Annotated in this window: 11 protein-coding genes; 4 read left to right on the plus strand and 7 right to left on the minus strand. The window is 56.6% G+C overall.

Features of this window, described 5'->3' with window-relative positions:
• Positions 1-140: 140 nt before the first annotated feature.
• The 5 genes from J2R78_RS07955 to J2R78_RS07975 all read right to left on the minus strand — a co-directional run bounded on the left by J2R78_RS07955 (position 141) and on the right by J2R78_RS07975 (position 7,739).
• Entirely contained in the window at positions 141-2,207 is a 2,067-nt protein-coding gene (locus J2R78_RS07955) for a di-heme-cytochrome C peroxidase (protein ID WP_375167112.1), read from the minus strand.
• 265 nt (positions 2,208-2,472) lie between these two features.
• The gene (locus J2R78_RS07960; protein WP_253603737.1) at positions 2,473-3,843 is read right to left on the minus strand and encodes a hypothetical protein; all 1,371 of its coding nucleotides are present in this window, start codon (positions 3,841-3,843) and stop codon (positions 2,473-2,475) included.
• Positions 3,844-3,951: 108 nt separating this feature from the next.
• Positions 3,952-4,596, minus strand: a complete 645-nt coding sequence (locus J2R78_RS07965) for a hypothetical protein (RefSeq protein ID WP_253603739.1) — start codon at positions 4,594-4,596, stop codon at positions 3,952-3,954.
• Between the two features lie 69 nt (positions 4,597-4,665).
• Positions 4,666-7,149 (minus strand): hypothetical protein, encoded by a 2,484-nt coding sequence (locus J2R78_RS07970; protein ID WP_253603741.1) that lies wholly within the window; start codon positions 7,147-7,149, stop codon positions 4,666-4,668.
• Positions 7,150-7,334: 185 nt separating this feature from the next.
• Positions 7,335-7,739 (minus strand): hypothetical protein, encoded by a 405-nt coding sequence (locus J2R78_RS07975; RefSeq protein WP_253635999.1) that lies wholly within the window; start codon positions 7,737-7,739, stop codon positions 7,335-7,337.
• A 695-nt stretch (positions 7,740-8,434) separates the two neighbouring features.
• Between J2R78_RS07975 and J2R78_RS45290 the strand changes: the two genes are divergently transcribed.
• On the plus strand, positions 8,435-9,031 hold the full coding sequence (locus tag J2R78_RS45290; RefSeq protein WP_375166998.1) for a hypothetical protein: 597 nt from the start codon (positions 8,435-8,437) through the stop codon (positions 9,029-9,031).
• Positions 9,032-9,483: 452 nt separating this feature from the next.
• Here J2R78_RS45290 and J2R78_RS07985 read toward each other — a convergent pair whose 3' ends face one another.
• Together J2R78_RS07985 and J2R78_RS07990 are read right to left on the minus strand one after the other, a co-directional pair.
• Positions 9,484-11,994 (minus strand): MBL fold metallo-hydrolase, encoded by a 2,511-nt coding sequence (locus tag J2R78_RS07985; protein ID WP_069276435.1) that lies wholly within the window; start codon positions 11,992-11,994, stop codon positions 9,484-9,486.
• A 306-nt stretch (positions 11,995-12,300) separates the two neighbouring features.
• Positions 12,301-14,115 carry a hypothetical protein gene (locus tag J2R78_RS07990; protein WP_245313803.1) on the minus strand — a complete coding sequence of 605 codons (1,815 nt, stop codon included), beginning with the start codon at positions 14,113-14,115 and terminating at the stop codon, positions 12,301-12,303.
• A 933-nt stretch (positions 14,116-15,048) separates the two neighbouring features.
• Here J2R78_RS07990 and J2R78_RS07995 point away from each other — a divergent pair.
• The 3 genes from J2R78_RS07995 to J2R78_RS08005 all read left to right on the plus strand — a co-directional run bounded on the left by J2R78_RS07995 (position 15,049) and on the right by J2R78_RS08005 (position 19,633).
• Positions 15,049-16,203: a patatin-like phospholipase family protein gene (locus tag J2R78_RS07995; RefSeq protein ID WP_253603745.1), complete on the plus strand. Its 1,155-nt coding sequence runs from the start codon at positions 15,049-15,051 to the stop codon at positions 16,201-16,203.
• Positions 16,204-16,451: 248 nt separating this feature from the next.
• Positions 16,452-18,203 carry a peptidase M4 gene (locus J2R78_RS08000; protein WP_253603747.1) on the plus strand — a complete coding sequence of 584 codons (1,752 nt, stop codon included), beginning with the start codon at positions 16,452-16,454 and terminating at the stop codon, positions 18,201-18,203.
• Positions 18,204-18,205: 2 nt separating this feature from the next.
• The gene (locus J2R78_RS08005; RefSeq protein WP_253603749.1) at positions 18,206-19,633 is read left to right on the plus strand and encodes an MBL fold metallo-hydrolase; all 1,428 of its coding nucleotides are present in this window, start codon (positions 18,206-18,208) and stop codon (positions 19,631-19,633) included.
• Positions 19,634-19,648 lie beyond the last annotated feature (15 nt).

The following is a 19,648-nucleotide window of genomic DNA, read 5'->3' on the forward strand; positions in this document are numbered from 1 at the left end:
AGTCCAGCAACTCCCACCCCAGGCGCAAAATCACATGTTCGCAGCACGGGGCGAGTGTACGTTGACGGTATCCCTCCCAAAGATCGGCTCGGTCGACACTCTGATGGCGAGCGCTCAGCTTCGAGGTGCTAACAGCTCCGTCACAGCGTCTTCAGATACTCAAGAAGGGCCCGTCGTTCGGCATCAGTCAATTCTGGACCGATGACCCCCGGCGGCAGCTTCGTTATGTCGGTTTCTTTGCCCTCGAACGAATGCCCGCGATTGCTGTTGCCAAGCAGCGATACGTTGAAGTCGGTCAGGCCGGCGGCGCAAGCGTCGTTCGCTCGCAGTTTCGTAACAAGTCCGACGTTGACTGGATCGAACGTCCGGCTGCCAACGCAGAAAGAACTCGGCCGCCGGCCCTGCGGCAATAACATGTCTTTCAGCGTCGGCACGGACCCGTTGTGCAGATACGGAGCTGTTGCCCAGACACCATCCAACGGGCGCGCCCGGTACTGAGGTTCAAGAGCGAGGACATCTTCGTCCTTGCCGCTACGGCTCGCCCGCGCTCCAACATAGACTCGCGGGTTCTGACAGTTTTTTCTCGGCCCCCACATCTGCTGCTTGGCTTGTTCGGAGGAATCGTTCGCAATGTTCCATTGATCAATCGTCTTGCCCACCACGTCCATCAGCGCAAGCACGAACAAGGGATTGGCAGCTCGATCGGCTGGAAGGCCGCAGCCCCAGGCTCTGTTCAGATCCTCGATCGGATTGAGACCGACCGAGCCGGGTAAGTGAACGCGCCGCGTCGTCAGCACGTTGGATTGTTGACGATCAGTGCCGATCACGTTCACCGGTAGCTGAACCACATTGAAATAATGGCGTCCGCCGATCTCCACCCAATTCTTCTCGCCCTTGGCCGATCGATCCGGGTTCTCCGGCTTCCAGAATGACTCTTCCGGCCACTTGGCGTCAAACGCGGGGTCATTGACCGGTCCTCGGTGGCATTCAAAGCAGTGCGAGCGATAAAGATCGCGACCTTTCTCAACGAGTTTTTCGTCTATGGCCCAGGCCGGGTCGCCTTGAAACCTGTCCTGCGCGTCCTTCCAACGGGGCGCCACAAGCCCGCTGAATTTCCTGCCGCTTGCCTCCGTCGACGAAAAGGGATCGGTACCGCGCAAAAGCTCCTCGAAACGTGCAATGTCCGATAGATGGATGGATGATTTGAAAAGCGGCCGTCCGGTCGCCGGCGCCTTCATGTTGATTTTCGCACTGACGCCGAGCGCCTCGCCGGAATTGCGAACAAGCTCGTTGAGAACAGAGGCGTCATACTGCGCCCAAAGGAAGTACGGCGTGTCCCAGATTGGCGGAAAACTCACAGGCGCGTCATTGCGCGCGAAGTTGCCCTTCAGAAGCGGATCTGGGAGCTCTCCGGTCACAGGGTCCAGAAAGTTGGTATAGAAGATCTGGTTGCCAATCCGGTTCAAGGCATCAAGCCGACCGAATCCCTCGTCGAGATTCGTCACGCCCTGCCCCGACAGAAGATTGTCGCTTGCGATCTTCTGCTTCTCGATCTTTCGAAGTGCGAGCTCCAGATCACGTCGAAGCTTCTTGCGGTCGATGCTTCGACCTTCAATGCTTTCCAGCCGGTCGGCGAAACGTTCGAAACGCCATGGCAATTTTAGCGTATAGCCCATCGACAGCCCAATGACTCGTTCAACCTCACCGAGATTGACCATTGCCGGCCCACCATCGTAGCGGATGCTAACATTCTTGTACTCGAGATGACCGGTATGACAGGCGGCGCAGGTTAGTCCGATCTGATCTTCGTAGAATGCTCCCGTCGTCGGATCGATGCCTCCCTTCAGGATTGCGAAGCCTACCGGCAAGCCATTTGGATTGTCTGGCGTACTTGGTGTCCAAGTGGAGCTCACGTCTTTCGACGCATCCTCGTGGTAGCCGTATGCAGGTGCGTTAGCGGCAAAGTCCTTCGAGCTCGGACTTGGAATGAAACCGAGGCGTCTCAGATACTCATCGTCCGTCAAGCTCGTGTAATGAGTGGACAACTCAGGACGTTCGAGAGCCAGGAACCATCGATAGGGGACAGGAATGGTCGCCGTGCCTTGAGACGTGTGGTGGAACCAGTAACGCTGCCGCGCACTCCAGTTCTGTGGCAGCCAGTATGCGCCATCGAGCTTCGATGGCGCCGGCAGCGTCGCCGGCAGCAGTTGGGCAACCAGATTTGCGCCATTCTTGATCTTGAGCGCCGTATCGCGAAGCTTCTGCGGCGCGAAATACGCCGTGATGCCTACTGACGCCGCCGCGACAAACACAATTACGAACACGATTGCAAACAAGAGACCGACGATATGAGGCCACCGCCTTAAGCGGCCACCTACCCAAGAGCTGAACGAACGTGCCCCCATAGCAACCCTCCTCGATCTCAAATGGCGTCCTCTGCTGCGCGATCGCGCTGGCCGACGATGGCCCGTACTACTTGTTCAGCAATTGGCTATTGATGAAGCTCACCACGTCAGCGGTCTCGGCTGCCGCGCGTCGCGTGATGGTCGCGGCCGCTGGGCCACCATGCAGGAATGAGGGGAACCAACCAAAATTGCGAACATTCCAGTCTTCTTTCGGTAGAACGGCTCGGTTCACGCCAGGCACCGTGAAGCCTTGCACTTTCCTTTTGAGTGGCTGCGCCGTTTCGGTGTGACAGCTCACGCAGTCCGTATTGAAGAAATGGCTCTTCTTCGGATCCGCAATGACATTGACGATCTCGAGAACGCGGCTATTGGGGACGTTGGCATCGATGAAATCGGCTGTTGAAACGCCCTTACGATCCGCGGACGGCAGAGGAGGATTCTGCAGCGCAGCGTGGCGACAAGTCACTGGATTTTCATTATTCGTGACAGGCCGCGGGACGACGTGCGTCTCGCCGACAATGCTGAACATCTGTGCGGCATGGGCACCATCGAGCGTCGGGCCAGGCACCGGTATTAGGCCGGCCTTGGGGACCCTCAGCATCGAGACGAACACCCAGGGTTCGGGCGGTGAAATCCCCATCACAGCCATGGTATTGAGACGCTGCGGCGAGAGATGCTTTTCCAAGAAAGCTTTGACTGCATCACGAAATGGCTTTGCGGAGGCACCGAGCAGTCCCGGGTGCACATTCATGTCGCCGGCAGTCGAGACCTTGGCATTGCCGAATTTTCCCGCGGCGAGTTGATCACGCATAGACGCAACGTCCCGCACGATCGCCTTGAAGGCTTCGTCATCAGGTTTGAAGCGCGGGAACGGCGCGCAACCATCAAGAGGTGGATCGGATACCAAGTTGAAACTGAAGATAAGGTGACCGGCAGTGTCATGGACCTTGAACCCTTGGGGTCCATTGGTCACCGGCTGAATGATCAGGCGGATTTGCGGCTGGCGGCCAAACTGGGCGATGACATCAGCAGATAATCCCGGTGCTCCCGGGTCGATCCGGATGCCTGCAACGAACCAGGCATCGATCTTCTTCACGGCGTCAGGCAGCTGAATGCGGCGCGCGCCCGAGTCCGGCACGCCTTCGCGTTCTGGATGTTCGGCGTTAGCGATGAAGCGTGCGAAATCCTCGTCGGACAACAGCCGCTGCGGAGCTCCAGTGGGACCGGCGAGATCGGACACCGCAATCAGCCCAGCGAGGTCTGCTGGTGTCTTGGGTGGAGGAAACAGGATAGACACGTCGTTGGCCGAAAGCGGCTTTAATGGCGTCTGGGCAATGGCCGTTCCTGTTCCGAAAGCAACGGCGAATATCAGCCCCGCTGCGGACAGTTTTGTAAACAGCCGACCAAGCTTCGACCGGCGCATTTTACTGTTTGCCATCGTCGGCAATTCCCATGTCAGATTGGAGAAACGAAAACCTATGTAGAAAAGCCGCCTTCAGCCACATCATCTCCGCACGCGGCGTGCCGCCTAGGTGGATCGGGGTGTTCACTCGCTGCCGTAGAGTTTGCTCTGCAATGCTTTGAGTTGCGTCGGATGTAACGCCTCTTCAATGCAGCCGAGAAACATCTGGCTTCTTGCATTGACACGCTCTCTTGCGGCCGGGCCGTGCTCCATGTCCGTTTGCAACGCGCGCACGGCGATCCAGTCCATCGAACGATCCTTAAGAAGCTCGAGCAGCGTTCGGTTCTGATAGGGATGAAGCCGAAAGTGAGCGAAAGCCACCTTGGCTGAAATCTTCGCGTCACGCAGGGCGTCGGGAAGTGCCAGAAGATCAAGTCCCGCCAGCTCTTCGATCTGTTGCATTTGATTTTGCGCTTCCTGATATTGCTCGCGCCCGACCAGTTGATACATTCCTCGTGGACGAAACAGCCAACCGTCATCCGTTCCGACCTTGTTTCCGAATGGGTTGCCCTCATAACCAAGAACGAAGTTGGCCAAATCCTTGGGATGATTAAGCAATGCGTCCATGCCGACGGACGCTTTGTTCGCGGCCGCGAGGTCCGCGTTGTTCTTGACTATTCGCTTCTGCCATTTGGCCGGCAGCTGCGAGACCGCGCTATAAGAGAAGTCTTCGCTGCTGCGGGTAAAATCGGCGCTGTCGTAGGAGATTGCGCCCAGGATATAGGCCAAGATCCGCGGATCGGTCTCCTCGATACGGTCCCATTCCTCGAGCAAGGCTTTGACTTGCTCGGCCTGGAACTAAGCCATATAGCTCTTTCGATATGGCGGCACAGGTGCAGGAGGCGGCGAATGGTCCTCGATCGACTGCGCCAGCTGTTGCTCGTACGTAGCGACTTTATCCTGGTATTTCTGATAGCCACGCTCCTGCAACCACTTCGTCTCATAACAGGCAAGTAGCGGCTGCGGCCTGATCTTTGGAGCGGGCCTGTATTCCCTGCTCAATTCATCGGCGTAAGCAGCCTGGGCAAGCTTGGCATCCCTCAGCGTTTCAAAGGCGGACGCCACAGATCCGTTCAAGAGATGGAACAACTTTACTTGCAGGCAATCAGCATTGCTCTGCTTGTTGCGGGATTGATCGAAATCGTCCTTCGGCACACAATCCCAGAAGCGGCCACTGCTCAGCGAGATGATATCTTCGGTTCTCTGAGATAGCGTCCAGCCAAGCGGCAGGTTGTAAAACCTGCCTGTTATGTCGATCCGTCCGAACGTTGGAAAGCGCTGCACGCTGGAAGTGAGGTCGTTCTCCGGGCGACGATCGATATTGGTCGCATGATTGAGCGCGACATAGGTTCGAGAGCTTCGCGTGCTCAAGAGCGCCCGCACCGGCTCCATGAGCTCACCGAACATGAAGGAGCCGTGGTCTCCGAATTGACCGCTCACCAGCGACAGCAGATAGATCCTAAACTTCGGCGCATCGGACGTGCCCCTGATACTGTTGAGCCGCTCAATCAGATCGAGCGCCGTCTCTATTCCGGAATTCTCGACATATCCGCCGTCCACCAGGCGCGCCTGCGAATTGGCGGTCATGCAATCATTCTTCAAAGAGACCGTCGCGGCCGGCGTCACCCACGGAAACCGCGCGCTCGTAAAGGCCGCAGCGCTAAGCGGAATTCGCAACGAGTGGCTTTTGACGGTTTGATCGGCTCCGCTGCCTGTGCGATCAACGCTCGAGAGAATACAAAGGTCCTTGTCTTTCGCGTGTAGCGGGTCGATATCGAAGGGCGAGATAACAACGCGTTTGCCGCTCCCGGCATCTGTCGTGTTCAACAACAGCGCCGGCATATTGTTGGAAGCTGTCCAATGTGACTGAAAGTCGGCTTTTAGCAGATTGGATTGATCACCGGCGCCCTTCTGGGCCTTGAGCATTCTGTCTGCAGCATTCTCCAGCGTGTATTCCAGAAAACGCGCGCGATCGAAACTGGGAATAGCGACTGGAGAAAACAGCTGGGTGAAATCGGTAAACAGAAAGCCGGCGACCAAGGGCGAAAGAAAATCCGTCTCCAAGACGCTTGCAACGCGCTGTTCGACCGGCCCAGAGGCATCGATATCCTCGGCCCGGCCGACGCCGGCCAGGAAGTCCGCGATCTTCGGGCATGTCTTTGCGTCGGGAGCGATCGTATCAAGTGGCGCATTGTCGGTATGAAGCGCAGCCGCGAAAACTGCCGAACCGACGCTCCCCCCGGAAACCCCGCTTATCGCAAACAGATGCTGCCGAAATGCCGGACAGAGATCCTGCATCCTGGCCAAAAAGCGCGCCGCATTGTTAGCTGCGTAGATACCGCCGCCCTGGGCGGCCACAATGAATACGGGATATTCTCCGAGCCTCTTGGCCTCGGCAACACGCGGTTTTTGCAGAAGCCACTCACGAAATGCTTCAACTGCAGCAAAGCGCTTTTCTTCCGGTTGGGTAGTTGATTCCTTCGAGGCGCGCAGGCCGTGACCATCGCCTCCGAGCAAGGAGGCAACCAGGAATAAACCTCCAAACACAACTGGTATGAATGGGAAACTGAACCTGATCGTCAGCAGCGCAAAGTGAGTGGTGAGAGCGACCACGCACATCGTAAAGAGCGCGATCACGCCGAACGATCCGACGAATTGCGCAAGCCGGTCCGGGAGCACAACGAACCCGGTCGTCAACAGGGCGATGACGACGATCGTGAGCGCGAGAAATCTGTATCGTGTGAAATAAGCAATGTTCGCCCGACTCGCGAGCGCAGTCGAACGACCTTTCGATCCCAACCGCCAAGCAAAGACGACAAACGAGGCGAGCAGGATCAACATCGCGAACGCGAGGATAACAAGCATGTTCCGCTCGAAGGCGAGCGCCTGGTCCTGAATGCGGAAGATGCTTCCGACTTCCTCGACCTCACCGACCTTTTCAGCCGGCCGTGAGGCGAGTTGACCTGCCATCGCGGCGGCTATCGGCAGCGCTCCGAGCACAACGGGAGCAGCTTTTATATAGAAGGCTAGGCGACCCGTGGCCGGGGGGATGTGAGGCAGGGTTGCCGCGGTAAGCTGAAAAGCGGCTGCCCAAATCGTTAGCGCAATCACCCCAAGGGCGACAAATTCCTTGAGCGTAATCAACCCGATGTCGTCAGCTGCTATCCGGTAGAGCTCCTGAATCTGATCTGGCAGGTACAGCAAAATTGAAATGACCACCGAGAGAACGGCAATCCACCGGAGGTTGCGCAACAATGTAAACAGCTGCTCGCGCACAGTCATCGCGTCAATTTCCTACTGTCTATCGGAGATCGTCCTGAGCGAGTGAAGTAGCCCAGGATTTTACGAACTCGCTCGTCGAAGGCATTGCGCCGCAGATTGCGAGAGGCTTGCCGTCAAGCCGACGAGCAACACCTATCGAGCACCGCGCTAGAAATTGAGAACTTAACCTACAGTAGTGGCGCGATTTATCGAATATTCTGTTGAACGGTCAAGAGATTTTCGTTGCAGACAGCCAAGAACACGACATCGATGTTTCCCGCTTCAATCTGTCGACTTGGCGCACTTTTTCTTCGCTCGTTCGCGCAGAACGCAAAAATCCACACCATCGACCACTCTCCCTCCAAGTTGTTGTCGACCGACATTGGTGCGTTATTGATCAGACGAGACGCATATGAGTGCGTCGCGCAGCCTCTGGCCATAAGATGTCTTCCTCGAACGCTCATGGCGATTGACGATTCGCTCGAGATCAGCAGCTTCTTGAATCTGTCCTTCGAGGTGCGATAAGTGAAACCCGTCGCGCGGCGCGCCGGCCGGAAGTGCTCAATCGCGATCCGAGCGTCAATGACGGGAACGGGTAGCGGCGGGACCATGCACTGGTCTCGATCGATCAGTTCCCGATACTTGCGATTTGTGTCGGTTGCATGAATGCATATGAGTGAGGACCTGGCGCTGGTCGCGATCACCTCGCTCTTGATAAAAAGTAACCTGACCTCTGCGCTCACGCGCGCTTGACCATTGCTCCGAAGAAGGTGCGGACGCCGCAATGCGACGCGCTCACCGGCAGTATCGTTCGAAGTCAGAAAAGCAGCCAGATATCGGACGCGGAAGTCCTGTCATCCACCTGCGTGGGGTGTTGCTTCGCTCAAAGAGCAAGGCTAGCTAGCTGTCTCGTCCAGCGTTGCGGAGCAATCAGTCATGCTGACCTCTTTTTCCCCAATTCCGGAGCTCTGAAACAGCTATGCGCTGAAACCGAATGGTTCATCGCCGGCAAGCAAGACCGGAGCCTCAGCTACATGAACGGCGAGGCTCTTTGCAGCGCAATGCGCAGGCTCTTGACGATCCCACGCACTTAAACATGACGACCGCGCACCGGGCTTGGCACTTTCGCCGGCCCAATCGATGGCTTGCAGCGGCATCCGCGATCGCCACGCCGACGGCACCGTCCCTCTAATTTGGCTATAATGACAGCATTTCCGGCGACGCAATTTGCGCCGGCACCCCTCTCGACGTACAGAACACAAGTCTCGACGTACACAACACAAGGTGCGAGCCGCGAGCGAGGAAAGTGCTGTCGATGATCGTGAGCTCGCGAAGCTTTGTACCTGTCGCCAACTGCTCATGGACGAAGTCGATCGCAGTTCGACCGTATGGCCGGCCTTCGATCATCGGGCAGCTTGGCCCTGAACCGACGCTTCGGAGTCTTGTTCTGAAATCGCTGGCCCGATTCACGGTAGACGCACCGTCAATTTGCGGTCCAGGCTTGGCCAAAGCTACCGACGATTTGGCCAATGCAGCCGACGGCGCTAATTATCGCACCGATTCTGATGAGGCTCTTGCGGCTCCGCAACGAAACCTGCCGAACATTGATCTGTTCGATCAACTTACCGATTTGCCCTCCGTCAAAGTGCAGACCGCTCTCGTCGTCCACGACCATAGAATCGGCCGCGCTCTTCTCAGCGACGACTTGGAGGTTATCGAGAATATCGGAATTGAGCGTCCGATAGACTTCAATCGCCAGGATCGCGAACCCGACGAATTCAATGGTTACACCGATCGCGGAAATCCAATTCCACATTTTCATTACATCTTCTTTGGTCCAACCCAAGAGCTCGAAAAGTATTGCATCGATCAGCTCGCATCTCGTTGGCACCCTTGCGCTTGAATTCTGGCGCGCGACGCATCAACTCGCTTGCCAACTGAGTCATCTCATACCTGCCCCTTACTTCCGCGCCCCGGGGCGCTGAACAGCTACCTTGGCGCCATGGGCGGATCGACCTGAAAAGGTATCATGCGCGCACTGGGGCAGCCTCATTGGTATCCATTTGAACAGCCCTGCCTTAGTCGCGCGGAGAGTCTCACGTCAGCTACTCCATCGAACCCATACTTCGCTAACTCAATGAACTCGTCCTTCTTGGGCTAAAGCCTTGACGAAATCTCCTTGTGCTCGGCACAATCAGATGCATGCACGATGCGAGATCGTCGCAGCTGCGGATCACTGCTCAAAATTTCCACGAGCGCTCGCTCCTCCGCGGGTTCTTTTATCTAACTCCCGGGATAGCAACAGCCGTGGCGATGAATCACGCAGTTAATAGTCGCCGTCAGCACACTGCGCCGCTACCGAAATACCAAGTTCGATTTCCACTCGTCCGTCCACAAGGCATTCACGTCCTTGTCGAAAGCTGAATGGATGAACGTGACGATATCCTTATAGCGTCGGCTAGTATGTGAGACATGGCCCTTATTCGAAAAGACATATGTATGCGCCGCGACCGCTGAGAGGAAGCGGTTCAAGTCGGCGCGCGGAGTGGAGTGTTCTTTTGGAAACCACAGATGGTGTGGCCATTTCAGATAGCCTGCAGACAGCGATCCCGGCGGCAGGGAGAGAAGCATTGTCCTCATAGTACTTGCGCTTATGTCGTCGGTCAAAAGCCAACTGGTCCCCCTATTGACGAGTTTGACCACGATCCCAGCATCGTTCGGCTCTTTGCTGTCCGACACATGATGCAGGGTGATTGTCGTATCGTTGCCGGGATAAAGCGTGAAGGTCTCAACTCCATCTCTTTCGACTACATTCTCTAGATTAATCCAAGGCGTTACGCCGTCGCGAACGAAGTGGCCGATTGAATCTGTCGATTTGTCGTTGTATCCCGCGCTCTTCAAGCGTTTTTGTAGATTGGCAATAACCCCATCGTCTGCCAAGTCTTGCATGGATTTGCCGACGATAATCTCATCAATGCGGAACCCAGCATCAATGAGAGCGTCAAGCCCACCGATATGGTCCTGATGCGAATGGGTGATGATCAATTTGATCTGCGGCTTCTCATTCCTGTAGTTCCGAACGAGAAACTTCCTCAATTGCTGGACGATGTCGCGGCTTCGTCCGGTATCGACTATGACGATGGATCCATCCTCCAGCTTAATCACGCCTGCATCACCATTTCCGTCCAGCTCGAGTATGGAAACGTCCGTGGAGCGCTCCCCTGCCCCCGCTCGCTGCACGATCTCAACATCGGGCTTTTTGCCAGGCTTCCCTGTCGGCATTCGGACAGAACTTGCAGCGAGCCGCAATCTCGCGTTAACGAGATTTTGAGCCTCGGCGCCGGCCGCGCTGAGCAACTCATCCAAAGCGCCATCACTTCCGTCTGTGATGAATACGGCCGGACCGAAGCTTGACACGAAGCGTCCTCCGAATTCCTCTCGCGGTATCTTCTTTGTATTTAGCTTTCCATGATCATCAAACCACTGGAAACAAATATGCGTATCGTTGCTCGACACCTTCACCTTGCGCGATTTACCAAATTCGTCAGCGTAGAGATGCAGTTGACGAGCCAAAGCCTGCAGCGGAGCAATCGATAAGGCTGCAGCTTGTTCGTTACGAACGAATAGCCTGCCGCCCAAAAGGCCTGCGGCTACATCCTCCCGATCCAATTCAGCCGCGCATTGCAAGTCCTGCAGAAGATCGTATTCAACCTGGCCGCTTGCCACATCAAGCGGATTAAATCGCTGGTAAGCTGCGATCCGAAGCGCCTTTGCGAAAGACTGACCGCCCTGGGTCCGGGTGGCGTAAAACGACCGCAAAATGCTCGGCCCTGAGGCGAGACCGACCTCGCTCTCAGCAGAAATTATTCGAGAAGGTTGAAGCGCCCGAGCGCGATCCAGAGCCATCAGTCTGTTGACGTTTGCAAGCATCGAAAGAGTTTCGGGCTGATCGATGTCATCCGGCAAAGCGATTTCCGTGCCGATATCAGACAACACTCGCGAAAGCTGCTCTCCCTCGGAAGCTGGAACATTGCCGCCCTTTGCAAACGTTATCCAGTCGCCACGATCGCGCGCCTTCAACGCGCGGCCTCGGGGCGCAAAATCCGCTGCCATCAGGCGGTCAACTGCGGCCCGCACTACAGGCAAATTCACTTTGGCGCCCGCCACGTCTGCACCGGACGATTGGCTTCCGAAGAAGCGCCACTCCAGCCCCTGCCTCACGTTCTCAATTCTATCGAGAGTCTCGTATGGATCTGGTGCCAATGCAACGATCGCCCTCATTACATCGAAGGCGCTGGAGACCCTCAGAACTCCCTCATTGCCCCTCCACTCCTGTGAGGCCTTGGCAACATCGTTGGCGTCGGTCCCTGCAATCGCCAAGCCCTGGACGTGGACCGCGTAGTCGTAGCGACCATCAAGCGGGGTGATCGCAATTCTAATTGGAGATCCCTCTTTGCCCTCATCGTCTTGCCCCGAGACAAAGACCCAGGGCGTTGGTCCTGAAATGGCGTCGACAAATGGCTTCTCTGCGACAAGCGGGCCCTTTTCGTACCGCTGAATTCGGACGTCACCACTGAACGCTGTAATCGGGTGACCACTGTTCGGTGCCGATCGCCCCTTGTCGATGCAATAGGCGGGCATGCTGAAGGTGGAACGTCCGTCGGTATTGGCCGTGCGGTTCAGCCCCAGGTGCCCCGACGGGAGGTCCCCGCCTCCGCCACCCCCAATCCAGTAGCTGCCGACCGGCAACCTCATTCGTTGCGGCAGGTCGTTGGCGGATGCTGACGTGGCTAAGATCGGCGACGCTACAAGGATGGACAGAAATACCGCAAGTGACCCGAAACGGGCCGTGATCCGACCGAACATATGGATTTCCTGAAATCGAGATAAAATGACAAATGGCTTAGAGTTTATGCTAGGTTGTGAGGCACGCAATAACTACTCTTGAAATGAATGCAATTGAGGGTACGCAGTTGCCCTCATCCGATACTGGATTGCCATGGCCCGCGGCTGTCTAACCAGTCAGTGTGGCAGCGGCACTCTCCCCTGTTCTTCTCTACAACGCGACAGCCGACCAAGGCTTCTGAACGCCCCAATTTAGAACGAGCCGGCCGGGTTAAGCCGAAGTGCAGCTTGACCATCTCATCATGTCGCTGAGGGAATGCGTGCTCTCTAATCCTGACAAACGACATAGCCGTGCGCATTCATTTCCGTGCAAGCCGAGAAAAACGACATCAGAAGCCAGTAGAGCTGAACGAAATATGGGTCCGCCGCGTGACCTGCCTTAACGCGCGCAAGAGCGGCTTCGACCGCACCTCGGCTGAGCGATGAGGTCACGATAAAGACCCGGCGGATTGCATCGGGAGCGGTTCGCGCACGTGCAAACTCCGTGGCGAGCTGACCTACGCTTCCGCGGAGGGTCCGCGGGATCTTGGTCGTTGCCCCGCCGTTGCTATAATTCTTTTCCCACCGGCGGATTTTTGCTCCCATCGCATCTGCCGGCAGGCTCATGCGCTGCAAATTCTTGATAGCTTGGCTGACCGAAATATGAAACGGACCGGCGCCCAGCGAAGGCGGCCCGTGCTTAGCATGATAAAAGGTGATGCGAGGTGGACTGCTCGAATTATTCAGCCCGATGAAGTCCGCCCATTCGTCGCCCAAATCGTCGCATACAAGAACTTCGTCTCCATCAGCGACACTTTTTTCGATAACTCCGAACGTTGAATCGGAATCAAACGTCGCATGTGCAGCCGTAAACTTTCCCTTCTCGTCGACAACGCCGCCGAGGAGGGCGTTCGCGCGCAAGTAACGTAGCAAAGCCACGCCACCGTCGCCGAACCCCTCATCCCTGAACAGAGTGCCGTCTATATACGCCAGCGAGGGCGAGTCGAACAATACGATGAAATAATCCTCCCGTTCAATGTAACGTCGAAGCGAGATTCGATCTGGATCTTCGCCCAGCGGACGATCCGAATCTTCAATCTCAACATCGGCGCCAAGAGGAAGGCGTAGGTCGCGCAGCGCAATCCGACTCTGATTGATCGCTATGGCACCGACCTTGCTGCTGGTAGCGCTATCGACCAGATCCAGCAGCTTACCTTGGCCGTCGACCTTTAGCACGCAGTCCAATTCCGATAACACCTGGTCGATTTCCGACTTTGAGAGAACGACATAGTTCTCGTTGCTCTTACGCACCAACCTAATATCACGTCGCTCGTGGACGGCGTCTGTCAGGCTAGCTAGGTCAACCGCAAACGCAGTCGGACTGACGCTTCCTTGGATGCTCGACAAGTCAATCGCACGGGCGAATGTACCGATGAATCTGGCTGGGGCTCCCTGAGCGTCGACCAGCTGATCAATTACGGAAGTCGCATAATCGATCAAGTCCTGGTGGCCGACACGATCGGATCGTTGACCAATCCGGCCCGTGCGAGGGGTTGTCGAATAGTGGCCGGCGTTCGATCGGACTGTGTAACCTTGTGGCACGTAACGGCTCGCCCCGGCCGGTCCCACGACGTTACTTAGATCGCTAGCCTCAAATGTCTTGGTTCGCATCACGTCTTTTGAGATCGACATGTTGCGGAGCCGGATCTTTTCGAACACGGCGTCATTACGCGCGACGGCGATGTCGACCCGCTCGGACGGCACCCGCGCGAAGTATCGCGTTGAGAATTCGGCTGGGAGATCAAGCTTTGACTTGAATATGGCGACGTGGCCTCGGTGCTCGACCAGCAGGAGGAACCCACAAATCCGCTCCCGAATGCCGGCCTCCTCGGACATGAACGCCGATGGGCGTTCGTAAAAAAAGGAAATCGCTGACCAATAGGTCGCCCCCGCCAAAATGCGGCGATGGTGGAAAACATTCTGGGAGGCGGATGGCTGCCCCGCGCGAATCCGCCGGAAAAGATCATCAACCGCGGCGTTGCTCAGCGCTCGCTTCAGACTGTGAAAATTGGCTGTCTTTGCCACGCGAAGTGCATTGATCATCTAATCCCCAGAACTATCAAATGAATTTTCTCAGTCTACTTAGCGCGGCAGATCACACGCATATCCAGCCCGGCGGGCAACACGAAGGGCCTCGAACATTTCGTTCGATCCTGATGGCAATGCTTGCCTTGATATCGCTCGCTTCAAACCGCAGCCGTGCCTACGCAAGGAGCCCAAGGCGCGGAAGGCGGTATCTGCGATGAGAACCTCGAGAAGCGGCCGGCCAATCTGGCCAAAGGCGAGCTTCGTCTCGAATAAGAAAGAGCCAAACAAGCGACGTCCTAAAAGGTCCCGCTCTACCGTTCTTCCCGGAATTGTCTTCAGCGCGAACCGCTCACTTCCTCGCATTCGCCAAGCTCTACGATCCACGAAGACAATCGTCTTCCTCTGCGCAATTTGACGCACATGCCTTGAAACGCAAACGCACGCTGAGCTGCTAAGGCACTGACGCCCCCGTGAGCCTGCCGATGCGCTCTGTTCAGCCAGTCCAGTCGATTACCACAAACCCGGCCCCCTCCACGCTTTGCAGGTCCTACCGAAAGTAGCCGAAGGCGGACGCAGCTTATCTGCATTTTTTCACACGTATTGATTGGAATCCTCGAGCAACTCATGCAATACTATCGTTGTGGTTGAATCTTACGCAGCGACGCTGCATAAGCGGTTTCATACGCCGACATAATTGATCGAGTCATATTTCAACAGCGCCGGGGCCACGGATATTTTGGCCGCGCTTGAGCCTTTGCGTCACACGTTTTCAGTGAACCATTCAGATGTCACGTCCATTCCTCAGTCTTTCTGGCTTATTCAGTCAATCACTCCCCGTGCAAGGCTCCCCACGGCTTAGATCTGCTGAACGAGATCAAACCAGCGGTTGGACGTGACCGCTCGATTTGCGATTTGACCTTGTGAGAACGCCAGCAGCTGGGACCTCAAATGGAAGAAGAACTTATTGATCCGCATAAGCAATCTATAGCCATCGAAGATGGGGTCGCCCTGTCGCTTTCAGGCGGCGGATATCGTGCCATGGTCTTCCATGTTGGAGCCCTTTATCGGCTCAACGAGATCGGCCTGTTGGGAAAGTTGAAGAGGATATCTAGTGTCTCGGGCGGGTCCATCACTGCAGGTGTGCTGGGCCTGCTCTGGGAGGAACTTCAGTTTAGCAACGGAAAAACAGTAAAGTTCGGTCTGCTCGTTGACCGAATTCGCGCAATGGCAGACACCACAGTCGACGCCGGCGCTGTCATCGGTGGGATTTTCTCTTCACTTTCGATCAGCGAAAAGGTCGCCCAGTCGTATGACGACGTACTATTCAAGGGTGCAAGGCTAAAGGACCTTCCCGATGATTCGCAAAACAAGGCTCCCCGCTTTGTGATCAATGCGACCAACGTCCAAAGCTCGGCACTCTGGCGCTTTTCAAGGCCGTACATGGGCGATTATCTCGTCGGCCTGGTCAAGGATCCAGACGTATCGCTTTGCACTGCGGTTGCAGCATCATCCGCCTTTCCGCCCATCCTCTCCCCCATGGTCCTGCCTATCGGCCAAAAGGTAGAAGCGCCGCCCGGTAGTCAGCTCAACCGTCCTCCGTTCACGACGCAGGCCGTACTCAGCGATGGCGGGGTCTATGACAATCTCGGCTTGGAAACGACCAAACGCTTCAAGACGCTGCTGGTGAGTGATGCCGGCCAAAAGATTGCGCCCGAAGAGGATCCGCATCACGATTGGGTACGCCACTCCATGCGTATCCTCGACACGATCGATAACCAGGTCCGCAGTCTTCGCAAGCGACACCTGATCGACGCTTACAAGCGCGGTGACCACACCGGCGCGTTCTGGGGAATTCGCACCTCATTTTCAGATTACCAGCTCGCGACCGACCCACTGAAATGTGCGACCAGACAGTCCGCTGCTTTGGCTGCAGTCGCCACCCGTTTGGAACGGATGCCGATCAAACTTCAAAATCAGCTCATGAATTGGGGCTACGCGATCTGCGACGCCGCACTGCGCAAGCATATCCCTCCCGGATTGCAGACGACGCTTGACATAAAGATTACTGATCCCACGGGCTTTCCGTTTCCCGACGAATACTGAGGATCAGCGAGATAGCGGCAGCGCGCACCCAGCGCAATGCCGCTTAGTCTCGCTCATTGTGAGGCAACATGATGAGACGTCCGACTATTGTTTGCGAGGAAGTTCGCGATCAGGGCGATAGCGGGAAGCAACCGCAAGCTTCGTCGCCTCCCGACATCTATACGTCATCGGAGATACCGACACCGAGCGAACGCCCGCTAAACGTCTACGCATTTGACCCCAGCGCAGGCCGGCTTGTCGGAAACTACATGACCGCCTCGGTGCGCTATGAAGCGGTTCAACCAGGTCCGATCGGCGAACGATTTGCCGTGATCGACTACGACGGGGCAAACAAGACATTTTACCAGCCGGTCGATCTAAACGATCCGAGGCTCCTGATCCGCGGGGGCCTCGCACCAAGCGAGGCAGATCCTCGCTTTCACCAGCAGATGGTCTATGCGGTGGCGAGCGAAACGCTGCAGCGGTTCGAGTTCGCGCTGGGACGTCGGATTCATTGGCGAGGCACAAAGCGCTCGGCGAGCGCCGATCCAGTTCCGCGCGGTGCGTCTCGCTGCCTCAATCTATTTCCTCACGCCATGTGCCAGGCGAATGCGTTTTATAGTCCCGAGGCACACGGAATCCTCTTCGGGTATTTCAGAGCCAGCCGCAGCAATCCGGGAAGCAATCTTCCCGGGCAGACCGTCTTCACGTGCCTGTCGCATGACATTATCGCGCACGAGACGACGCATGCGATCGTGGACGGCATACGCAGCTTCTTTACCGAACCAACCAATATCGACGTTCCGGCATTTCACGAGGCATTCGCAGATCTTGCCGCGTTGTTCTCGCACTTCTCACACAAGGAGTTCCTGCTTGACACCTTGGAAAAAACCGGCGGCCGATTGTTCGACTCGCACCTCAAACCAGAGCTGGCAATTTCGGCCGGATCGACTGGAGCGGACATTCAGGCGCAGATTGGAAAAGCCAATCCCCTCGTCGCCCTCGCGACCCAGTTTGGAGAGGCAGTCGGTTTGCGCGGCGCGCTCCGCAGCGCGCTCGGCACACCGCCCAATTCAAACGACATTAACGTCAAGACGGAACCTCACGATCGCGGGTCGATCCTGGTCGCTGCGGTGTTCGATGCGTACTTCACCATCTATATCCGCAGAACAGCGGATCTGTTTCGGATTCATCGCGCTGGTGGCGGCAATCTCGACCATGACGATCTGCCCGCGCCGCTCGCCGAACGCCTGGCAGCGGAAGCAAGTCATACGGCAGAGCAGTTTTTCGTCATTTGTGCACGAGCGCTTGACTACTGCCCGCCGGTCGACATCACCTTTGGAGATTTTTTGCGCGCCGTCCTGACTGCGGACCTTGATCTGCATCCAAACGATCCGGACGGTGTTCGCGACGCGCTGATGCAGGCATTCCGCCTGCGCGGAATCATTGCAGACGGAGCGGCTTCATTCTCTGAAGAATCCCTGTTCTGGCCGAAAGTCCGGCGCGATGCGCTCCCGACCGTCGACGGACTTCAATTCGGCGATCCGAACGGATTGACCAAGTCCGAGAAGGACAATAACGGGGACGTTCTGCGCGCCTACGCGCAGAAGTACGGTGACCTGCTCGGGTTTGATAAGAATCTCGGCAAAATCCAGGCACTTTCGTTTCATCCCATGTTTCACATGGGCGAAGACGGTCGGCTGTTTGTGGATATGGTGGCTGAATTGGTCCAAACCGTGCGAACGCCGTTCGGTGATGCTGGCTCAGGTACTTTTCCAATGCGGAACGGCGTGACGCTGCTGATCTCTCAGGACCCGCCGCAAGCGGACAAGAGGCCGCCGCCGAGAATACGGTTTGTGATTGCAAAGCTTCACAGCGCTGAGCGCGAGGATCGCGTGCGGACATACTATGCCTCGAGCGGCCGCGCGATCAGCCCCAAGATTGAAAGTGGCGAGGTCGGCGAAGCAGGAGACGACGCACGCTTCCAGCTTGATTTCGGCTTACTGCACGCCGGAGCTTAATCATGGCACCCAAGAAAAAATCCGCCCCCAAAGTTCGGAACAAGACGGCAAAGGCACCTGCCAGGAAGGGCGGCAAGGCCGCGAAGATGCCTCCGCGCGGGAAGGACACGAGCTCGCCTTCGACCGATCCTTCTTCAAACGAGAGCGCCCGAGGGCTACGGGTACGAATGTTTCGAGTTGGTTTTGGCGATTTCTTTCTCTTGACTGTGCCGGTGGCCGGCGGGGCGAGCGAGCATGTTCTGATAGACTGCGGCGTTCACGCGCAGGACCTCGGGAGCATCCGGGATGCGGTGCAGCAGATGGCTAACGATTGCGGCTCTAAGCTCGCGCTCGTCATCATGACGCATCGACATGCCGACCACATATCGGGCTTTGCGAGCTGTAGCGACATCTTCAGCGGCTTCACGGTCGAGCGTGTTTGGATGCCTTGGTTCGAGGATCCAAAGAACGACAAAGCGATGGCCTTTCAGGCGAGCCTCACTGCGATGGCGGATAATCTTTCGGCGAGATTCGCCGCGCGAGGCGGCAGTGATTCGCCGATGCTCAAGGATATGGTCGACAATATCACCGGAGGGATGGCAGCCGCCGGCGGTGGGTCAAAAAATCAAAAGGCCTTGGACGTCCTTCACAGAGGCTTCAAGAACGAGGCGGACCATGATTACTACAAGGCCGGCGACCAGCCTATCTTGCCCAAGAGTCTCACTGATGCCGGTCTATCCGCCCAGATCCTCGGTCCGCCGATTGATCCCAAGCTCATCTCGCAAATGACCAAGGTGAACCAGCAGTATTTGTCTGACGAGATCGAGACAGATGACGAAGTGGTGCGACCGTTTCCCAAGGCATTTTGCACCGACAAGAACGGCTATCCCAATGACGCTTTCAGAATTTATGACGATCAGACGATAATCCGCTTGATCGACGGCGCGCAGCCCGACGTCTTAGCGGCTCGCGCCAAGGCGGCGGATAACACCTTGAACAACCAAAGCCTCGTTGTCCTGTTCAGCTTTCGAGGAAGGCATTTGCTGTTTGCCGGTGACGCCCAGTGGGGCAACTGGGAAAACTTTCTGTACGGCGGGGCGTATGGAACCCCGGGCCATACCGAGCTGACCAAAAATGCCCAGTCGATCCTGGGGAAGATCGACTTCTACAAGGTAGGTCATCATGGCAGTGCAAATGCGACGCCCAAGGATGCGGTAGCAGCTATGAGGCTCGGCTGCGTTGGGATGTGCTCCACTCAGATCCACGCATACAACCAGGTTCCTCGAGAGCCCTTGCTGGACGCTCTGCGCGGGCGAATGGAAGGTCAACTGGCAAGGAGCGATCAAGTGGCCACGCAAGGGACGAAGGCTGAGAAGACGGCTGGCGAGCTCCCGGATCAATTCAAGATCCCGGCCACGGGCGAATTATTCATTGATTACGAGTTTAACTAGCGAGCCGGCATCCCC

Source organism: Bradyrhizobium sp. USDA 4538, from assembly GCF_024171045.1.
GTDB lineage: Bacteria > Pseudomonadota > Alphaproteobacteria > Rhizobiales > Xanthobacteraceae > Bradyrhizobium > Bradyrhizobium australafricanum.

Coding starts and splice junctions, on each gene's coding strand:
- J2R78_RS07960 (WP_253603737.1), bottom strand. CDS start 3,843: ATGGCAAACAGTAAAATGCGCCGGTCGAAGCTTGGTCGGCTGTTTACA.
- J2R78_RS07970 (WP_253603741.1), bottom strand. CDS start 7,149: ATGACTGTGCGCGAGCAGCTGTTTACATTGTTGCGCAACCTCCGGTGG.
- J2R78_RS07975 (WP_253635999.1), bottom strand. CDS start 7,739: ATGGTCCCGCCGCTACCCGTTCCCGTCATTGACGCTCGGATCGCGATT.
- J2R78_RS07985 (WP_069276435.1), bottom strand. CDS start 11,994: ATGTTCGGTCGGATCACGGCCCGTTTCGGGTCACTTGCGGTATTTCTG.
- J2R78_RS07990 (WP_245313803.1), bottom strand. CDS start 14,115: ATGATCAATGCACTTCGCGTGGCAAAGACAGCCAATTTTCACAGTCTG.
- J2R78_RS07995 (WP_253603745.1), top strand. CDS start 15,049: ATGGAAGAAGAACTTATTGATCCGCATAAGCAATCTATAGCCATCGAA.
- J2R78_RS08000 (WP_253603747.1), top strand. CDS start 16,452: ATGACCGCCTCGGTGCGCTATGAAGCGGTTCAACCAGGTCCGATCGGC.
- J2R78_RS08005 (WP_253603749.1), top strand. CDS start 18,206: ATGGCACCCAAGAAAAAATCCGCCCCCAAAGTTCGGAACAAGACGGCA.